The sequence below is a fragment of the Lentzea sp. JNUCC 0626 genome, assembly GCF_043632865.1.
In the GTDB taxonomy this organism is placed as follows: Bacteria; Actinomycetota; Actinomycetes; order Mycobacteriales; family Pseudonocardiaceae; genus Lentzea.
Map to the genome: position 1 here is coordinate 5,229,791 of NZ_CP171635.1, position 15,107 is coordinate 5,244,897.

Genomic DNA, 15,107 nt, shown 5'->3' on the forward strand with positions numbered 1-15,107 from the left:
CTTGTCCTGCTGCAAGTGTCGTATTTCAGGCATCTGACCGCACTCCGCCGCCACCTCGTGCTGGCAGCCCAAGCGGCCCTGCTGGTCTTACCGTACGTCCTCTTCGGCCATTCCTGGGCGGGTGTCGCGGGCCTTGTCGCGGGCAACGCGCTGCTGGTGCTGCGACCTGTTTTCGGCTGGTCCGTCTTCGTCGCGACGGTGGTCGCCACCGGGCTCGCGCAGGCCGTTCACGGTGAGGCGATGATGGCCACCGCGGCCACCGCCCTGCTGCTCGCGGGCCTCGCCACCGGCTTCGCCACCCACCGCGACTGGCCGGCGGCCCCTGAGCCCGTCGCCGCCGCTCCACCGGCCGTCGACGTCGTCGTCACCACGACCGCGGCCGTGACCGCCGAACGCGTCCGGGTGGCCCGCGACCTGCACGACCTGCTCGGCTACAGCCTGAGCGCCATCAAGCTCAAGAGCGAACTGGCGAACCGCATCGTCGCCGACCGGCCGGACCACGGCTGGGAGTTCATGCAGGAGCACATCACCGATATATTGGATATCACCCACCACGCCCTGGCCGACGTGAGGTCCCTGGCGCGCTCCTACCGGCCGTTGTCGCTGGCGGACACGTCGGACTCGGCCAAGGCGATGCTGGCGGCCTCCAACATCGACGTCCGCGTCGAACTGGCCCACGACCCGCTCCCGGAGCCCGTCGAGACCGTCCTCGCCGCCGTCCTCTGCGAGGCCGTCACCAACGTCCTGCGCCACAGCGACGCCAGCACCTGCACCATCGGCGTGCACCAGCGCGGCGCGTCGATCCTGCTCGACGTCATCAACGACGGCGCCGCCGACCGCGCGCTCTCGATGGACTGCAACGGCGTCCGCAACCAGGCCGAACGCGTCAAGGCGGCGGGCGGCACGTTCAGCGCCCGCCACATCGGCGACGGCTCGTTCCACGTGCACGCGTCGATCCCGGCGGCCCCTGCGTCCTGACCCGCCAGATGAAAGCCCACAGGTCAGACGCAGGCGACCAACCAGATGACTCAGAACCAGCCGGACTTGCGGGCGATGCGGACGGCGTCGACGCGGTTGCGCGCGTCGAGCTTGGCCGTCGCCGCCGTCAGGTAGTTGCGCACCGTCCCGACCGACAGGAACAACGTCGTCGCGATCTCCATCGCGTCCGCGCCGTCCGACGCCAGCCGCAGCACTTCGAGCTCACGCGGCGTCAGCGGGCACTCGTCGGTGTCCCACGCGGAAAGCGCGAGCTGCGAGTCGATCACGCGCCGACCAATTGAGACGCCGCGAATGGCGTCAGCGAGTTCTCCAACCGGAGCATCCTTGAGGATGAACCCGTTGACGCGTGCGTTGAGCGCGCGCCGCAGAGTTCCCGGTCGACCGAGGCTCGTGAGAATGAGCGTGCGCGTCTCGGGAGCGGTGTCGTGGATCACCGTGGCGGCGGAAAGACCGTCCATACCGGGCAGGTCGATGTCGAGCACCGCGACGTCCGGTTTGTTCTTCTCGACCGCCGCGATGATTTCGTCACCTGTTGCTACCGATGCGACGACCTCAATATCCGGTTCGAGATTCAACAAGGCGACCAAAGCACCGCGGACCATTTGCACGTCCTCGGCTAGTAGCACTCTGATCATCCGACCCCCTTGCTTGCCCCCAGGTCACCATTTCGAGTCTTACACTCGGTGACCATGCAGGACAAGCATTGAGTCCGGCTACGGTGAGCGTTACTCCGAATGCGCTAGGAGCAATTAGTAAGGGTAATCGGCGCATGACTTGGGGTCACCACTCGCTCACAGATTGCTGACGAACCGAATCGCTGACCGGGCGGCTCCAGGACGACACGAGCACAAAACAGTACAAGCGATTCGATCCGTGCGGCAGGGTGCGAACAACCGACAGAGCCGATCTTCAGGCCGTCGTTCAGCGCGTCTCGCCCCACCGCTCCAGCAGTTCGAGTCCACCGTCGACGGTGATCACCTGACCCTGAATCCACGCCGCCTCGTCGGTGCACAGCAACGAAACCGCGTTCGCGATGTCCTGCGGCAGCGTGACGCGACCGGAGGGGCTCTTGATCGCGAGCCGGTCCACCAGGTCCGGGTCGATGTTCATGGGTCCGTTGTCCACGACGGTGGTGACGACGGCGTTCACGGCGACCCGGTACCACGCCATTTCCAGCGCGAGCGTCCGGATCACACCGTGCACCGGGGTGACCGTGTAGCCGGCGACGACCACGCGGCCACCGTCCACCAAGGCCTTCGCGAGCGGCTCCACGATGTTCAGCAACGGCGTGAGGTCCGGTGACACCGCGTGGTGCACGAACACGTCGAGCTGTCCGCGCTCCTGCTTGACCTGGTCGAGCAGCAACCGCACCGAGTGCTCGTCGTGGATGTTGAGCTGGGTGACGGTCACCGAGCCGGGCTTGCCGGCGAGCACGGTCTTGGCGCGCTCCAGGTCGACGTTGTCACCATCGGAAGTCGTCAGGATGACGTGGGCGCCGTTGTCGCAGAGCTTGCTCGCGATGGCGAGACCGAGCCCGTGCGTACCCGACGTGACCACTGCGATCTTGCCGTCGAGTCCCAGGCGCGTGTTGACAGGTTCGATCATGATGCTGACCACCTCGTTGTCCGCGTGGTGATCGACGTTCCGCCCGGCCACTAGGGCCGAACTCGACTACTTCTTGCGCAAACCCTCCAAAACACGCAGGATCGCGCGTTCGACCTCGCGCCCGGTGCGCTTCGGATCGGACGAACTGGCGATGGTGCTCGCGCCTGCGGACAGTGCTCCGAACAGCAGCCGCGCCATGATCTCCACCGGCGCCTCCTCGATCTCGCCGGCGTCGACGAGCAACTGCACGGCCGTGCGGAGAAGGCCGAAGCTGAACTGCTCCTCCGCTTCACGCCAGCGTTCCCAGCCCATCACCACCGGCGCCTCGTGGACGATGATCCGCTGGTATTCGGGTTCCAGGCACTTGCGGACGTACGCGCGCAGGCCCGCGACGGCGGTCTCCCAGGCGTCGCCGTCGGCCGTGATCAGGGCGGTCAGCGACGTGATCGACTTGGTCTCGACCTGTGCGAACGCCGCTTCGAACAACGCCTGCTTGCCACTGAAGTGGTGGTAGAGCGCGCCTTTCGTCACGCGGGCGCGCTTGACGACCTCGTCGAGCGAGGTGCCGGCGTAGCCGCGTTTGGTGAAGAGGTCGACGGCGCTGTCCACGAGCGCCTGCCTGGTCGACTCCGAGTACTCGGAACGTCGTGTTCGCACGACCGAAACGTATCTCACATACCGACGGTACGTACCGGTGGTATGGTCGTGTCATACCGAGGGTATGCGAGAAACCGGGGGTACGAGACATGGGCTGGGCAGACCACTACCGCCGCCGTGACGCGATCGACGCCGTCCTGCGCGACGCCCGCCGCGACCCGTCCGCGCCGCTGATCGTGGATCCGGACGTCTTCGGCTCGCTGCACGAACTGCTGCTGGCGCTCGACCACCGCTGGCAGAACAAGCTGACCGCACGCATGGAGAACGCGTCACTGGAGGGCCACGTCGACGAGGGCCGCATCACCGCCGAACTCGCCGCCGAGGAGCCCGTGTTGCGAGCGGTGCTGGACACACACCTATCGCTCGGCAGTTACCGGGCGGTAGGAATGACCCCATGAGTCGTTGGACCGAAGCCGACATCCCCGACCAGACCGGCCGCACCGTCCTCGTGACGGGCGCCAACTCCGGTCTCGGCCTGCGCACCGCCCAGGTGCTCGCAGCCAAGGGGGCCCACGTGCTGATGGGTTGTCGTTCGGTCCAACGCGGTGATGCCGCACGTCTGTCCGTGCCCGGCTCGGCTGAGGTGCTCGAACTCGACCTCGCCGATCTCGCGTCCGTGCGCGCCGCCGCAGGAAAGGTCGAGAAGCTCGACGTCCTCGTCAACAACGCGGGCATCATGGCCGTCCCGAACGGCCGGACCGCCGACGGCTTCGAGCGTCAGTTCGGCACCAATCACCTCGGGCACGCCGCGCTGACGTTCCTGCTGCTCCCCGTGCTGCGACGGAGCCCCGACGCGCGCGTTGTCACCGTGTCGTCGTTGATGCACCAGTACGGCCGCATGAACCTCGACGACCCGAACTGGGAGCGTCGTTCGTACAGCGCCCGTGGTGCGTACAGCCAGTCCAAGCTGGCCAACCTCTTGTTCATGCGCGAGCTGCAACGCCGTTCGCCGGACGTGACGTCCGTCGCGGCGCACCCCGGCATGACGGCCACCGACCTGGCCAACAACATGGCCGACGCGCACAAGTCCGCCGTGATGCGGGCCGGCAGCAAGTTCTTCGGTCTGTTCTCCCAGTCCGTCGAGATGGGGACGTTGCCGCAGCTCTTCGCCGCGACGTCGCCCGACGCCCACGGCGGCGCGTACTACGGTCCCGGCGGGTTCAACAGCCTGTGGGGCTACCCCGCCACGTCGGGGATGACCGCCGCGGCCCGTGACGACCTGGCCGCGAACCGCCTCTGGGAGCTCACGATCAAGCTGACCGGAATCGCTCCAGACCTTCCGTAGGCTTGTCCGCGTTCGAGCGGAAGCCAGTTCTGGACACTTACCCTGACCTGCGCATGCGTGACCCCGGACACTTGAGTGCGCAGCGTAGGGTGGGGACGTGACTGTGGTACCTGAGGGTCGAAAGCTGCTGCGGCTCGAAGTCCGCAACAGCCAGACCCCGATCGAGAAGAAGCCCTCGTGGATCAAGACTCGGGCCAAGATGGGCCCCGAGTACCGGGAGCTCAAGGGCCTCGTCAAACGCGAAGGTCTGCACACGGTCTGCGAGGAAGCGGGCTGTCCCAACATCTACGAGTGCTGGGAAGACCGCGAGGCCACGTTCCTGATCGGCGGCGAGCAGTGCACGCGGCGCTGCGACTTCTGCCAGATCGACACGGGCAAGCCCGCCGACCTCGACCGCGACGAACCGCGCCGCGTCGCCGAGTCCGTCCAGGCGATGGGGCTGCGCTACTCCACGGTCACGGGTGTCGCCCGTGACGACCTCGCCGACGGCGGCGCGTGGCTGTACGCCGAGACGGTCCGCCAGATCCACGAGATGAACCCGGGCACGGGCGTCGAGCTGCTGATCCCGGACTTCAACGCGGTCCCGGAGCAGTTGGCCGAGGTGTTCGAGTCCCGTCCCGAGGTGCTCGCGCACAACCTGGAGACCGTCCCGCGGATCTTCAAGCGCATCCGCCCGGCGTTCCGCTACGAGCGTTCGCTCGAGGTGATCACCAAGGCCCGCGAGTTCGGCCTGGTCACCAAGTCGAACCTGATCCTCGGCATGGGTGAGACCCCCGAAGAGGTCACGGAGGCGCTCTCCGACCTCTACGACGCGGGCTGCGACATCATCACCATCACCCAGTACCTGCGCCCGTCGCCGCGGCACCACCCGGTCGAGCGCTGGGTGAAGCCCGAGGAGTTCGTGCAGCACAAGGAGACGGCCGAGGAGATCGGTTTCCTCGGGGTCATGGCGGGCCCGCTGGTCCGTTCCTCGTACCGCGCCGGCCGCCTCTACGCGCAGGCGAAGCAGAAGCGCGGCGAGGAGCTCCCGGAGAACCTCCAGCACCTGCTGACGGTCTCGGCGTCCCAGGAGATCACGAGCCTGCTGGCCCCGCGTTAGAACCTCTAACCAACGCGACAGCTGGTCACCCTTGCGAGGGTGACCAGCTGTTTTGCGTTGACCGATATATCAGCGCACTCGCGCTTCGGCCTTCGTCGTCGACATCCGGAACTCGACGTCGGCGTGCAGGTCGGGTGCGTCGAGGGCTTCGCGCAGACGTGGCAGGCCCTCGTCGTCGATGCGGCGGCGGATCCCCCGCAGATCGGCGTCGCCGTGGGCGCGGACGACGAGGGCCAGGCGCGGGGCGGTGTGCGGGCCGGTCAAGGTGGCCTCGACCTTGCGCACGCCGGGGTACGCGGTGACTTCGTCGGCGAACGGCGCGGTGGCCGTCGCGGTGGAGAGGCGGGTGGCGCCCGCCTCGTCGGCCCAGCGCCACGCCGTCACCTTGCGGCGCGGAACCTGGGCGGTGAGCCAGCGCAGGCAGATCAGGGCGATCACGACGGCGCCGGCCGCGACGACCCACAGCACCCAGGTGGGTGGCAGTGCGGTGCCGGGCACCACCGGGTCGGAGCGGTCGACCCAGTGCACCAGGTCGAGGTTCACGACCAGTGCGGCGGCACCCGCGAGCAGCAGGACCAGGCCCAGCAGGCCGAGCAGGAATCGGTTCATCGCGCGCTCCTGAGTGCCTTGACCCGCACCACGACCTGCGGTGGCCGGGCGAGGGCGAACTCTCCGACCCGGCTTTCCACTGCCGTGCGGACGGCGTCGTCCAGACCGTCGACCACGGCGCGACGGGTGCGCACCACCGTGCGGACCCGACGGCGGCGCACCTTCACGGCCGCGGATTCGACGCCGTCGACGACCGCGGCCGAGCGCAGGGCGTTGCGCAGGCCGCGCACCGACACGGCGGTGTGCTGGTCCAGTGCTGCGGTGCGCGGGCGTCCGGGCACGACCGCGACGAGGAGCAGCAGGAGTCCGATGGCCGCGGCGACCCCGCCCGCCACGGCCACCTCCCTGGCTGACCAGGGCGTGCTGTGCAGCCGGTCGACCAGGGAGTCGTAGGGCAGCCACGGCGGTTCGCCGAGCGCCAGTTGGACGGCGGTCACCGCGACCAGCACCGACGCCGCGAGCAGCACCAGCGAGGTGAGCGTGGCCGGGAGGGCCCGGCGGGAGCGGCGGGTCACTGCACCCTCCTCACCTGCGGGGTGTCCGAGCGCAGCACGCCGACGGACACGTCCACCACGGAGACGCGCAGGCCCGTGAGGGCGGCGACCCGTGCCACCAGGTGCGCGCGAACGCTTGCGGCCGTGGACGCGACCGGCGCGGGGTAGCGCAGGTCGAGGCGGGCGTCGAGGGTGGCCACTCCCCCGGTGACCCGTGCGGTGACGGTGCAGTCGAGCACGTCCGGCACCTCCACGGCGGCCCGTGCGGCGATGCGGCCCACCGCGCGGTCCGCGACGGTGGTCAGACCCGGTTGTTCGGGACTCTGTTGTGCGGTGAGCGTGGTCATCGTCAGTCCCTGTCCCTGCCCAGGAGTTGCGCGAGGTCGAGCTTGCCCTCGGCGACCCGGCCCGCGATGAGGCCGAGTGCGCCGAAGACGAGCACGAGCAGGAACGCGCTGAAGCCCCCGAACGCGGCGGCCAGGCCGAGCGCGAGCCCGGTCAGCAGGCCCAGTGCGGTGGTGCTCATGGCGTTTCCCCTCACTGCACGCGCGCGGGTTCGGGCTTCTCTTCGCCCTCGTTGTCGCTCGGGATGTGCACGTCGTTGACGTTGATGTTGACCTCGACGACCTCAAGGCCGGTGATCTGCTCGATCGCGGTGATCACGTTGGTGCGCACGGACTTCGCGAGGTCCGCGATCGGCACGCCGTACTCGACGACGAGCTCCAGGTCGACGGCGGCCTGCTTCTCGCCGACCTCGACCGACACGCCCTGGCCCGCGCTCGCGGTGGCGCCGGGGATGCGGTCGCGCAGTGCGCTGAGCGCCCGCGTCGCGCCGCCGCCGAGGGCGTGCACGCCGCGGATCTCCCGCGCGGCGAGGCCCGCGACCTTCTGCACCACGACGTCCGCGATGGTGGTGGAACCCTTGTCGGTCACCAGCTTCCCGTTCGCGACGTTGACCTTCTCCACAGCCTGCGTGCTCATGGCGTTCCCTTCCTTCAAGGTGTTCACATCAGTTCGACACGGGTGGTGCCGGAAACGTCACGACCCGTTCAGGTGATCAAGCGCACGTTTGTCCACATCGGTCACAACGATGCGCACGACCGCGTTTTCCCATTGCGTGCCAAGCAGAACTGACCGCAGAGCCGCACCGGCCTCGTCGAGCGCCAGCGGCAGGCGGGTGGCGACGACCCGGACGCACACCAGTTCGTCCTCGACGTCGACGGCCAACGTGTCGACGTCCCAGGAGATCCACGACCGCGCGGGTTCCGGCACCGACGGCCGCAGTCCGTCGATCTTCTCCAGCGCCTTCAACAACTCCGTCACGATCACCATGCGACGTCCACCACCGTGACCACCACGGACTCCACCTCGACACCGGTCAGTTCCGGCACGAGCGCGCACACGGACCGTTGCACCGCACGGGCCACAGCCGCGGCCTGGTCCATCCCGGAGATCACCACGTCCACCTCCAGCTGTGCGACGGCACCGGTCCATCGCACCCGCACGCCTTCCACCGGCGCGGGCTGCAGTCCCTTGATCTGCTGCCGCGCCGCGCGCACCACCGAACTCACCAGGCCCGCCATCCCGGGCTGCACCCGCACGCCCGCGACTGTCTCGGCCGCGTGCACCGCGACCGCCGCCACCGCCGAAGCGGACACGACTGCTTCGATCACTAGCTCATCCTTCGAGAACGTCGGCCACGACGAGGTCCAGGCGGGCGAGCCGCACACCGATCCGGGCGGAGGCCGCGGCCAGCACCCGGCGCCGCACCTCCTCGTACGCCGCGTGCGTGACGAGGGACGCCGTGATCGCGATGCTCAGCTCCACCTCGATCACCGGGTCCAGTCCCGTCGACTCCGGCGCCTCCACGACGCGGCACCCCCGTGCCCGCACGCCGTCGACGCCGTCCGCCGCGTACCGCAGCACGGCCGCGACCGCGCGCGTGCTGATCCGAGCGAGCCCATCACCGGGCAGCGGCACGACGTCCGAGCGCCGCACGTCCGCCCGCACCGCCGACATCACCCGGCTGACCAGGTCGAACGGTGGCTCGACCTCTTCGCGTGCCATCTCGTCGGTCGCCGCGCGCAGCACCAGCAGGCTCTCCCGCACGGCCGCGCAGTGCGGACACGACCGCGTGTGCTCGTCCGAGAGATCGATCGCCTCCCAGACTTCTTCGACGTCCCGCCCGCACGGCAGGACGTAGTCGGACGTCACCGCCACGGCGCCATCACCTCCGCGAGTTGTGCCCGTGCCCGCGCGAGCCTGCCGCGCACCGACTGCTGGGTCGTGCCGATCGCCTCGGCGATCTCGTCGTAGGACCGGCCGTGGACCTCGCGCAGCACCCAGCACGCCCGTTGCTCGGGAGTGAGCCCGCGCAGTGCGGCCTGCAGCGCGTCGAGCTGCGCGTTCACCTCCACCGCGCGGTCGGGCCGAGTCCGCGGCGCCGGCGACTCGTGCTCGTCGAGCTCGGTGTCGGCGTGCGGTTTGCGCTTGCGCAGCACGTTCAGGCACTGGTTGGTGGTGGTGCGGTAGAGCCAGCCGAGGAACGCCCCGTCGTCGTTGAGCTGCCCGAGCCGACGCCACGCGGTCAGGAACACGTCCTGCACCGCGTCCTCGGCGTCGCCCTTGCTGCCCACGATGCGCAACGCCAGCCGGTACATCGGACCCTGATAACGCCGCACGAGCTGCTCATACGCCCTCATGTCGCCGTCACGGGACCTTGCCACCAGCGTGGCATCGTCGAGTGCGGCCGCCTCAGCCACGCTCATGCGCACACCCCCGCCCACTTTTTGCTTGGTCGCCCGAAGGACACGTTCGATCGCGGAACGTCACGCGGTTTGTCGATTTCCCACCCGTGACGACCCTCACCCGGTTTTCACCCGACGGTGGCGTGACGAAGTGGCGGGACGGGGTATCGAACAAGCGTCAGACGAACTCAGGCTTCAGGAGGACGCGATGTCGCTGTCGGACAAGATCGGCAACAAGGCGGAAGACCTCGGCGGCAAGGTCAAGGAGACCGCGGGCGAGGCCACCGGCAACCAGGAGCTCGCCAACGAGGGCCGCGCCGACCAGGCGAAGGCGGCCGTCAAGGACGGCGTGGAAAAGGTGAAGGACGCCGTCGGCGGAGTCGTCGACAGCGTCGCGAAGCACCTCAAGAAGTGAGCATCGCCCGTCAGGGCGTCACAACAGTGAGAGCCTCTAACCCGCCACGGGTTAGAGGCTCTCACTGTCACAACCGCTAGACCCTCTAACCATCGCGACACTCACGACTGTTAGAGCCTCTAACTCACGTGAAGCGGACCTCGCTCGCGACGACGCCGTCGAGTTCGCGCACGAAGTCGGCGCCGAACGCGCTCGACGGGGTGTGCGCTCCGGGCGCCACACCGTTGATCTTGGCGATGGCGCGGAGCACGGAGTCGGCGGTGAGGCTGTAGGCGTTCGGGGTGGTGATCGCGCACTCGACCTTCGTCTGCGCGTCCCACGCCTCGCCGAAGACCTCGGCCCTGGTGTTGGCGCGCTTGCGCTCGTCGGGGCCCTTGACCTTGCCGGCGACGGACTTGGCGACGTTCTGCACGAGCGGCGTCTGCAACACCGGCGCGAACACCTGCTGCAACTGGCCGAGCACGCCCGGCACGGTGGTGAAGGTCGTGATGTTCGGGATGCCGGTCGACCGGTAGGCGGTGCTCACGTCGCCCCACGGGATGCTGCCGACCTCGCGCGGCCCCGACCGGAAGTACGCGGTGCGGCGGCGATGGCCGATGCGGACGCTCCTCAGGTCGCCGTTCACGCGGATGCGCCCGCCCACGGCGGCGGCCTCGACGGACGTCTTGGTCGTGCCCGCGCTCGCCCCTCCCCCGACGACGAACGCCAGGTCGAGGTGGGTCGCGGACGGCAGCGCGTTCTTCAGGATCGCGGCGACGCAGTCTGTGGGGACGACGTCGAACCCGGCGCCCGGCAGCAGCACGACGCCCGCCTTGCGCGCGTCGACGTCCCTCAGCGCGACGGACTCGAAGACGTCGATCTCGCCGGTGATGTCGAGGTAGTGGGTGCGGGTCTTCAGGCAGGCGTCGACCATCGCGGTGGACGTGTGCGCGAACGGTCCCGCGCAGTGCACGACGGCGTCGACGTCCTCGAGGTGCGTCCGCGCCTCGCCGAGGTCGAACGCCCGGCACTCGAGTCCGAGCGCGGCGGCGATGGGCTCGACCTTCTCGTACGAACGCCCGGCGAGGACCGGCCGCTCCCCGCGCTTGACCGCGAGTTCGGCGATGAGACGTCCCGTGTAGCCGTTGGCGCCGTAGACCATCCACGTCATGCCGCGCACCTTACCGGCGAGTAGCCCCGCGGGAACCGACCAAAGAGCCGATCAGCAGCAGCACGCCCACCCCGAACACGGGCAGCCCCCAGAGCAGCCGGCGCTGCTTCAGGTCGGCGCACACGTCCACATAGGCCGGACCGATGGCGGAGACCCCGGTCTCGTCGAACCCGAGGCCGAGGCTGTTGCCGCACGGGATCAGCGACCCGCTCGGAGACTCGATGGCCAGCATCACCCCCAGGATCGCTCCCCCGCCGAGCAGGAACGCGAGACCGACCACGACGGCGAACGTGCGCACTGACATGAGCAAAAGTTACGTCTCAAATGGACTTTGGGATAGCCCTGGTCAGACGCATTGGGGTTGATCCCCTAATCCCCAGCTAAACGCTCTCGCGCCCCAGTTCCCGCGATGCGGGCGAAAACGCGTACCGCTGCTCCACACGGCCGTGGCGAGGATGCGGCACAGGGTCGCCGACCTTGATCCATCCGAGGCGTTCGTACAAACGCACCCCGGGAACGTTGTCGACGAAGACGAGCAGCTCGACCGTCTCGTATCCGTTCTTGATCAATGCGTCCGGCAGCTCCCGCAGCAACGCCTCGCCGACACCCCGCCCCTGAGCGTCCGGGTGCACCCCGACGTAGTTGAGGAACGCGCGGCGCACCCCGTCCGTCTCATGTGGACCGCCGGCCACGAACCCCACCGCACGCCCCTCTTCCACCGCGAGCAGCAGGAACGACCGCTCGTCGATGAGAGCGTTCTCCACCCCGGGCCGAGCCTCCGCGAGCGTCGGCACCTCGTCATACCCGTCGCGCAGAGCGACGGCATGCGCCCAGATCATCGCGGCGTCGTCGACGTCGCCAGGTCCCCCATGAACGATCTCCACACACCCCAGCGTGTCAGCGCCGCAACACGACCGGAAGCGATTTAAGGCTGGCCATGATGTCGTTGTGCGTCACCGCAGGCTGCTCGACGCCGGCGTAGGTGGTCCCCGGAAAGCGAGCCGCCAGATGCCGGACGACGGTCTCCGTCTCCAGCCGGGCAAGCCCCGACCCCAGACAGAAGTGCGGCCCGTGCCCGAACGTCGCGTGCCCGGTCGTCTCACGATCGAGCCGGTACTCGGCAGCGTCAGCGTGCGCGCGCGGGCACCGTCCGGCGGAGCCGAGGTTGATGAGCAACAGCGTGTCGGCAGGCACCACGACTCCGCCGATCTCGACCGGCTCAGTGGTGATCCGATGCGTGGCGCTGCGCACCGGCGAGTTGTGCCGCAACGTCTCCTCCACGAGCTGCGGCACCAACGCGGGGTCCGCCCCCGCCTTCGCCCACAGCCCGTTGTCCAACGCGTCGTGCACCACGTTCGCAATGAGGCTCGCCGACGTCTCATGCCCCGCCACGACAAGAAGGAACGCCATAGCCATCAACTCGTCGTGGCTCAAGTGGTCGCCGTCGTCGTCAGCAGCCGTGGCCAACGCACCGAACAACGACCGCGGATCCAGGTCGTTGCCCGTGAGCAGCCCGTGGAAGTACCCGCCCAACTCGTCGCTGGCGGGCTGCGACACCTCGGGCTCCATCGACATCATCGTCTCGATCAACAAGCGAACGCGCGCCTGATCCTCCGCCGGCACCCCGAGCACCTCGCCGATGACGTGCATGGGCATCGGCACCGCGAGCTCCTTGACGAGATCGATCTCCTCGCCCACCGGCAGCCGCTCGACCAACTCACCGGTGATCTCCTCGATGCGCGGCGCCAACTGCTGCACCGCCTTGCCGTTGAACGCCTTCACCGCAAGCGCCCGCAACCGAGCGTGCTGCGGGTTGTCACTGTTGAGCATGCTCGGCCCGAATAGCCCAGCAAGGTTCTCCTGCGTGCTCCCCAAAGCCGCGAGCTGCCGCTTGATCTCCCGCTGCAACGCCGCGCTGTCCTTGGACAGCCGCTGATCGGTCAGCAACTGCCGGGTGAGCTCCAACCCAACCGTGACGACCTGCATCTCCACACCGTTGGGCAACGTCACAACGTGCAACGGCCCTTCTTCACGTGCGCAGTCCTCAACCCGATGGTGCTCACGCGCGCGCAATTCGCCGCCGACCAACAAGTTCGACATACAGGTCTTCGCCTCCGTTTGGGTTCGACTAAGACCGTTCTACCGCCCTATTGGAGCGCGTCCAACGCCCGAATCGTCTCGACCGCGGGCAACCTCGGCGGCTCAGCGGCAATGGCCTTCCGCCCCAACACCCACTCCGGCAGATGCTGCCGCAACGCGGTCCGCCCCTGCGCCGTGATGTCGACAGGAGCCGCCATCCCGTGCCCGTCCGGCTGCTCCCACACGATCCACTCCCGCAACCGCAGGATCTCGAGGTCGTCCGCGTCCCACTGCTTGGCGGGCCGGTGCTCCAGGTACCAACTCGTGGCCCCGCGATGCACACCGCCCTGCTCCACGAGGGCGAGCAGCTTGACCTGCTCCTGCGTGACGGTGGTCGGGACGGTTCTCACGGCCTTGGCCTTGCGTCTCACAGGTCGTCGTCCTCGTAGGTAGCGGGCCCAAACGTCCCTGACGAACTCGAACAAGGTACGGCACCGAAGAACGACCTTCAAGCAACCGCAAGACAGCCCACAACCTTGCGCCCGCAAGCGTCTGCCGCAGTTCAGCAAGAGGATGCTCGGCTGAACGTGCCGCAATCTCGTGACGTCTTGCGGTCGTGGCGTGAACGTTGCCCGCAACAGGCCGAGTTGGTCCAACCGGGTGGCACTACAGAGCTGGCGTAACAAAGCCCCAGGCCCTACCCGATGACTCCACCAAAAGGAGCAGCCCAGCCTCATCCACTTCCGATGACACGCCTGTCCTGCCCCGAGCCAATCGCGGCCGAAAGGACTAGGCGATGGTCAAGCTTGCCGAATTTTCGGACTACGTTGTCTTCTACGGCATAGCTGCCCTGTTCGGCATTTTTGGAGGCCTGATCGGGGAGCTCCTCAAGGGCGAAAAAGGTCGCTTCAAAGCCTCTCACTGGGTAAAGAACAAGGCAAAGTCAAAGATTCTGTTCGCCGACTTCGGAGGCTGGGCCAGCCTTCTTGTCGGCGGCGCGGCAGCCATGGCGGTGTGGTGGCTCCTCCCACCAAAAGAGACCGCCGTACCTGGCCAGGACCCCACCTACTCCTACAGCGTGTTCGCCCTCGTGAGCCTGTCGATTGTCGTCGGCTCGGCGGGCAGCGCCTTCTTGGCCGCCTTCCAGGCCAAAGCACTGGCGACAGTGCAGGAGGTCAAGGTCAAGGCCGAGGCCACCAGCCGTGCAAGAAAGTCATTGGAAGAAGTCGCCGCCACGGCCGAGAGCGGTGCCTCAAAGGAGGATGTTCGCAAGAAGGCCGAAGAGGAGAAAAAGAAGTGGCAAGACTTCAGGGACAGCGGCATTGGCGATCCAGACGAAGAGGACCTCTAGAGTTCGTTTGCTCTCCGTGGTGCGAACAAATCGTGAGTGGTGGGCGCGACAGGGATCGAACCTGCGACCGCTCGGGTGTAAACCGAGTGCTCTTCCGCTGAGCTACACGCCCCATCCCAACGGCACCAAGACCGCAGGGGTACAGCTACATCATGCCCGAAGCGCCGCCACGGCCTTCTGCCAGCCCGACTGATCGCGCGCCTCACCCGGAGCGTTCACCTCGGCGAAGCGCACCACGCCGGCGAGATCCACCAGGAACGTGCCGCGCACTGCCATGCCCGACGAGGCGTTGAACACGCCGTAGGACTGCGCCACGGCCCCGTGCGGCCAGAAGTCGGACAGCAGCGGGAACTGGTAGCCCTCCTGGTTGGCCCAGGCCTTCAGGGCGAACGGGGAGTCCACGGACACCCCGAGCACCTGCACGGCCGCGTCCTCGTACACGCTCAGCTCGTCGCGGAGCTGGCAGAGCTCGCCCCGGCAGGTGCCGCTGAAGGCGAACGGGTAGAAGACCACGAGCACCGCGCGAGAGCCTCGGAACGACGACAACGTCACGGGCTGCTTGTTGTAGTCGTTGAGCGTGAAGTCCGGGGCTTCCGAACCGACCTCGACCGCCATGT

Annotated in this window: 24 protein-coding genes and 1 tRNA gene; 6 read left to right on the forward strand and 19 right to left on the reverse strand. The window is 68.0% G+C overall.

The annotated features are described in order from the left end of the window. Positions 1-15: 15 nt before the first annotated feature. A complete protein-coding gene (locus JNUCC0626_RS23245; protein ID WP_394621875.1) occupies positions 16-978 on the forward strand; it encodes a sensor histidine kinase in 963 nt (320 codons plus the stop codon). A gap of 50 nt (positions 979-1,028) precedes the next feature. Here JNUCC0626_RS23245 and JNUCC0626_RS23250 read toward each other — a convergent pair whose 3' ends face one another. From JNUCC0626_RS23250 to JNUCC0626_RS23260, 3 genes are all read right to left on the reverse strand, one after another. After that, the gene (locus JNUCC0626_RS23250; RefSeq protein WP_093600134.1) at positions 1,029-1,634 is read right to left on the reverse strand and encodes a response regulator transcription factor; all 606 of its coding nucleotides are present in this window, start codon (positions 1,632-1,634) and stop codon (positions 1,029-1,031) included. Between the two features lie 286 nt (positions 1,635-1,920). After that, on the reverse strand, positions 1,921-2,604 hold the full coding sequence (locus JNUCC0626_RS23255; protein WP_394621876.1) for an SDR family NAD(P)-dependent oxidoreductase: 684 nt from the start codon (positions 2,602-2,604) through the stop codon (positions 1,921-1,923). A gap of 66 nt (positions 2,605-2,670) precedes the next feature. Beyond that, positions 2,671-3,261 carry a TetR/AcrR family transcriptional regulator gene (locus JNUCC0626_RS23260; protein WP_394621877.1) on the reverse strand — a complete coding sequence of 197 codons (591 nt, stop codon included), beginning with the start codon at positions 3,259-3,261 and terminating at the stop codon, positions 2,671-2,673. 89 nt (positions 3,262-3,350) lie between these two features. Here JNUCC0626_RS23260 and JNUCC0626_RS23265 point away from each other — a divergent pair, with 89 nt between their 5' ends. From JNUCC0626_RS23265 to lipA, 3 genes are all read left to right on the forward strand, one after another. Next, positions 3,351-3,659, forward strand: coding sequence for a hypothetical protein (locus JNUCC0626_RS23265; RefSeq protein WP_394621878.1), 309 nt, complete (start codon positions 3,351-3,353; stop codon positions 3,657-3,659). Further along, positions 3,656-4,546, forward strand: a complete 891-nt coding sequence (locus tag JNUCC0626_RS23270) for an oxidoreductase (protein WP_394621879.1) — start codon at positions 3,656-3,658, stop codon at positions 4,544-4,546. The genes JNUCC0626_RS23265 and JNUCC0626_RS23270 overlap by 4 nt, the downstream gene beginning before the upstream one ends. A gap of 97 nt (positions 4,547-4,643) precedes the next feature. Beyond that, on the forward strand, positions 4,644-5,645 hold the full coding sequence (gene lipA, locus JNUCC0626_RS23275; RefSeq protein WP_394621880.1) for a lipoyl synthase: 1,002 nt from the start codon (positions 4,644-4,646) through the stop codon (positions 5,643-5,645). 69 nt (positions 5,646-5,714) lie between these two features. Here the strand turns inward: lipA and JNUCC0626_RS23280 are convergent, their stop codons facing one another. From JNUCC0626_RS23280 to JNUCC0626_RS23320, 9 genes are read right to left on the reverse strand one after another with little or no spacing between them, the layout of a single operon-like run. After that, positions 5,715-6,254 (reverse strand): alkaline shock response membrane anchor protein AmaP, encoded by a 540-nt coding sequence (locus tag JNUCC0626_RS23280; RefSeq protein WP_394621881.1) that lies wholly within the window; start codon positions 6,252-6,254, stop codon positions 5,715-5,717. Continuing rightward, positions 6,251-6,769: a DUF6286 domain-containing protein gene (locus tag JNUCC0626_RS23285; protein ID WP_394621882.1), complete on the reverse strand. Its 519-nt coding sequence runs from the start codon at positions 6,767-6,769 to the stop codon at positions 6,251-6,253. The genes JNUCC0626_RS23280 and JNUCC0626_RS23285 overlap by 4 nt, the downstream gene beginning before the upstream one ends. Next, on the reverse strand, positions 6,766-7,095 hold the full coding sequence (locus JNUCC0626_RS23290) for an Asp23/Gls24 family envelope stress response protein (RefSeq protein WP_394621883.1): 330 nt from the start codon (positions 7,093-7,095) through the stop codon (positions 6,766-6,768). The genes JNUCC0626_RS23285 and JNUCC0626_RS23290 overlap by 4 nt, the downstream gene beginning before the upstream one ends. A 2-nt stretch (positions 7,096-7,097) precedes the next feature. Beyond that, positions 7,098-7,274: a hypothetical protein gene (locus JNUCC0626_RS23295; RefSeq protein ID WP_089922533.1), complete on the reverse strand. Its 177-nt coding sequence runs from the start codon at positions 7,272-7,274 to the stop codon at positions 7,098-7,100. A gap of 11 nt (positions 7,275-7,285) precedes the next feature. Then, complete coding sequence (locus JNUCC0626_RS23300) at positions 7,286-7,729, reverse strand: Asp23/Gls24 family envelope stress response protein (RefSeq protein WP_394621884.1); 444 nt, start codon at positions 7,727-7,729, stop codon at positions 7,286-7,288. A gap of 57 nt (positions 7,730-7,786) precedes the next feature. Then, on the reverse strand, positions 7,787-8,080 hold the full coding sequence (locus JNUCC0626_RS23305) for a hypothetical protein (protein WP_394621885.1): 294 nt from the start codon (positions 8,078-8,080) through the stop codon (positions 7,787-7,789). Continuing rightward, positions 8,074-8,421 carry an Asp23/Gls24 family envelope stress response protein gene (locus JNUCC0626_RS23310; protein ID WP_394621886.1) on the reverse strand — a complete coding sequence of 116 codons (348 nt, stop codon included), beginning with the start codon at positions 8,419-8,421 and terminating at the stop codon, positions 8,074-8,076. Before JNUCC0626_RS23310 ends, JNUCC0626_RS23305 begins: the two co-directional genes overlap by 7 nt. Before the next feature lie 4 nt (positions 8,422-8,425). Then, the gene (locus tag JNUCC0626_RS23315; protein ID WP_382439643.1) at positions 8,426-8,968 is read right to left on the reverse strand and encodes an Asp23/Gls24 family envelope stress response protein; all 543 of its coding nucleotides are present in this window, start codon (positions 8,966-8,968) and stop codon (positions 8,426-8,428) included. After that, entirely contained in the window at positions 8,959-9,516 is a 558-nt protein-coding gene (locus tag JNUCC0626_RS23320) for an RNA polymerase sigma factor (RefSeq protein ID WP_394621887.1), read from the reverse strand. The genes JNUCC0626_RS23315 and JNUCC0626_RS23320 overlap by 10 nt, the downstream gene beginning before the upstream one ends. Before the next feature lie 187 nt (positions 9,517-9,703). Between JNUCC0626_RS23320 and JNUCC0626_RS23325 the strand changes: the two genes are divergently transcribed. Continuing rightward, positions 9,704-9,910, forward strand: a complete 207-nt coding sequence (locus tag JNUCC0626_RS23325) for a CsbD family protein (protein ID WP_394621888.1) — start codon at positions 9,704-9,706, stop codon at positions 9,908-9,910. A gap of 124 nt (positions 9,911-10,034) precedes the next feature. Here JNUCC0626_RS23325 and JNUCC0626_RS23330 read toward each other — a convergent pair whose 3' ends face one another. The 5 genes from JNUCC0626_RS23330 to JNUCC0626_RS23350 all read right to left on the reverse strand — a co-directional run bounded on the left by JNUCC0626_RS23330 (position 10,035) and on the right by JNUCC0626_RS23350 (position 13,570). Next, positions 10,035-11,060: a saccharopine dehydrogenase family protein gene (locus JNUCC0626_RS23330; protein ID WP_394621889.1), complete on the reverse strand. Its 1,026-nt coding sequence runs from the start codon at positions 11,058-11,060 to the stop codon at positions 10,035-10,037. A 10-nt stretch (positions 11,061-11,070) separates the two neighbouring features. Further along, positions 11,071-11,364, reverse strand: coding sequence for a hypothetical protein (locus tag JNUCC0626_RS23335; RefSeq protein WP_394621890.1), 294 nt, complete (start codon positions 11,362-11,364; stop codon positions 11,071-11,073). A 76-nt stretch (positions 11,365-11,440) separates the two neighbouring features. Continuing rightward, the gene (locus tag JNUCC0626_RS23340) at positions 11,441-11,944 is read right to left on the reverse strand and encodes a GNAT family N-acetyltransferase (RefSeq protein WP_394621891.1); all 504 of its coding nucleotides are present in this window, start codon (positions 11,942-11,944) and stop codon (positions 11,441-11,443) included. A 13-nt stretch (positions 11,945-11,957) separates the two neighbouring features. Continuing rightward, positions 11,958-13,160: a cytochrome P450 gene (locus tag JNUCC0626_RS23345; protein ID WP_394621892.1), complete on the reverse strand. Its 1,203-nt coding sequence runs from the start codon at positions 13,158-13,160 to the stop codon at positions 11,958-11,960. 47 nt (positions 13,161-13,207) lie between these two features. After that, entirely contained in the window at positions 13,208-13,570 is a 363-nt protein-coding gene (locus tag JNUCC0626_RS23350) for a hypothetical protein (protein WP_394621893.1), read from the reverse strand. Between the two features lie 365 nt (positions 13,571-13,935). Between JNUCC0626_RS23350 and JNUCC0626_RS23355 the strand changes: the two genes are divergently transcribed. Next, positions 13,936-14,490, forward strand: coding sequence for a hypothetical protein (locus JNUCC0626_RS23355; protein ID WP_394621894.1), 555 nt, complete (start codon positions 13,936-13,938; stop codon positions 14,488-14,490). Positions 14,491-14,527: 37 nt separating this feature from the next. On the opposite strand, the gene JNUCC0626_RS23360 is transcribed toward JNUCC0626_RS23355, so the two are convergent. Continuing rightward, positions 14,528-14,602 (reverse strand) — tRNA-Val (locus tag JNUCC0626_RS23360). A 38-nt stretch (positions 14,603-14,640) separates the two neighbouring features. After that, positions 14,641-15,105: a peroxiredoxin gene (locus JNUCC0626_RS23365; protein WP_394621895.1), complete on the reverse strand. Its 465-nt coding sequence runs from the start codon at positions 15,103-15,105 to the stop codon at positions 14,641-14,643. Positions 15,106-15,107 lie beyond the last annotated feature (2 nt).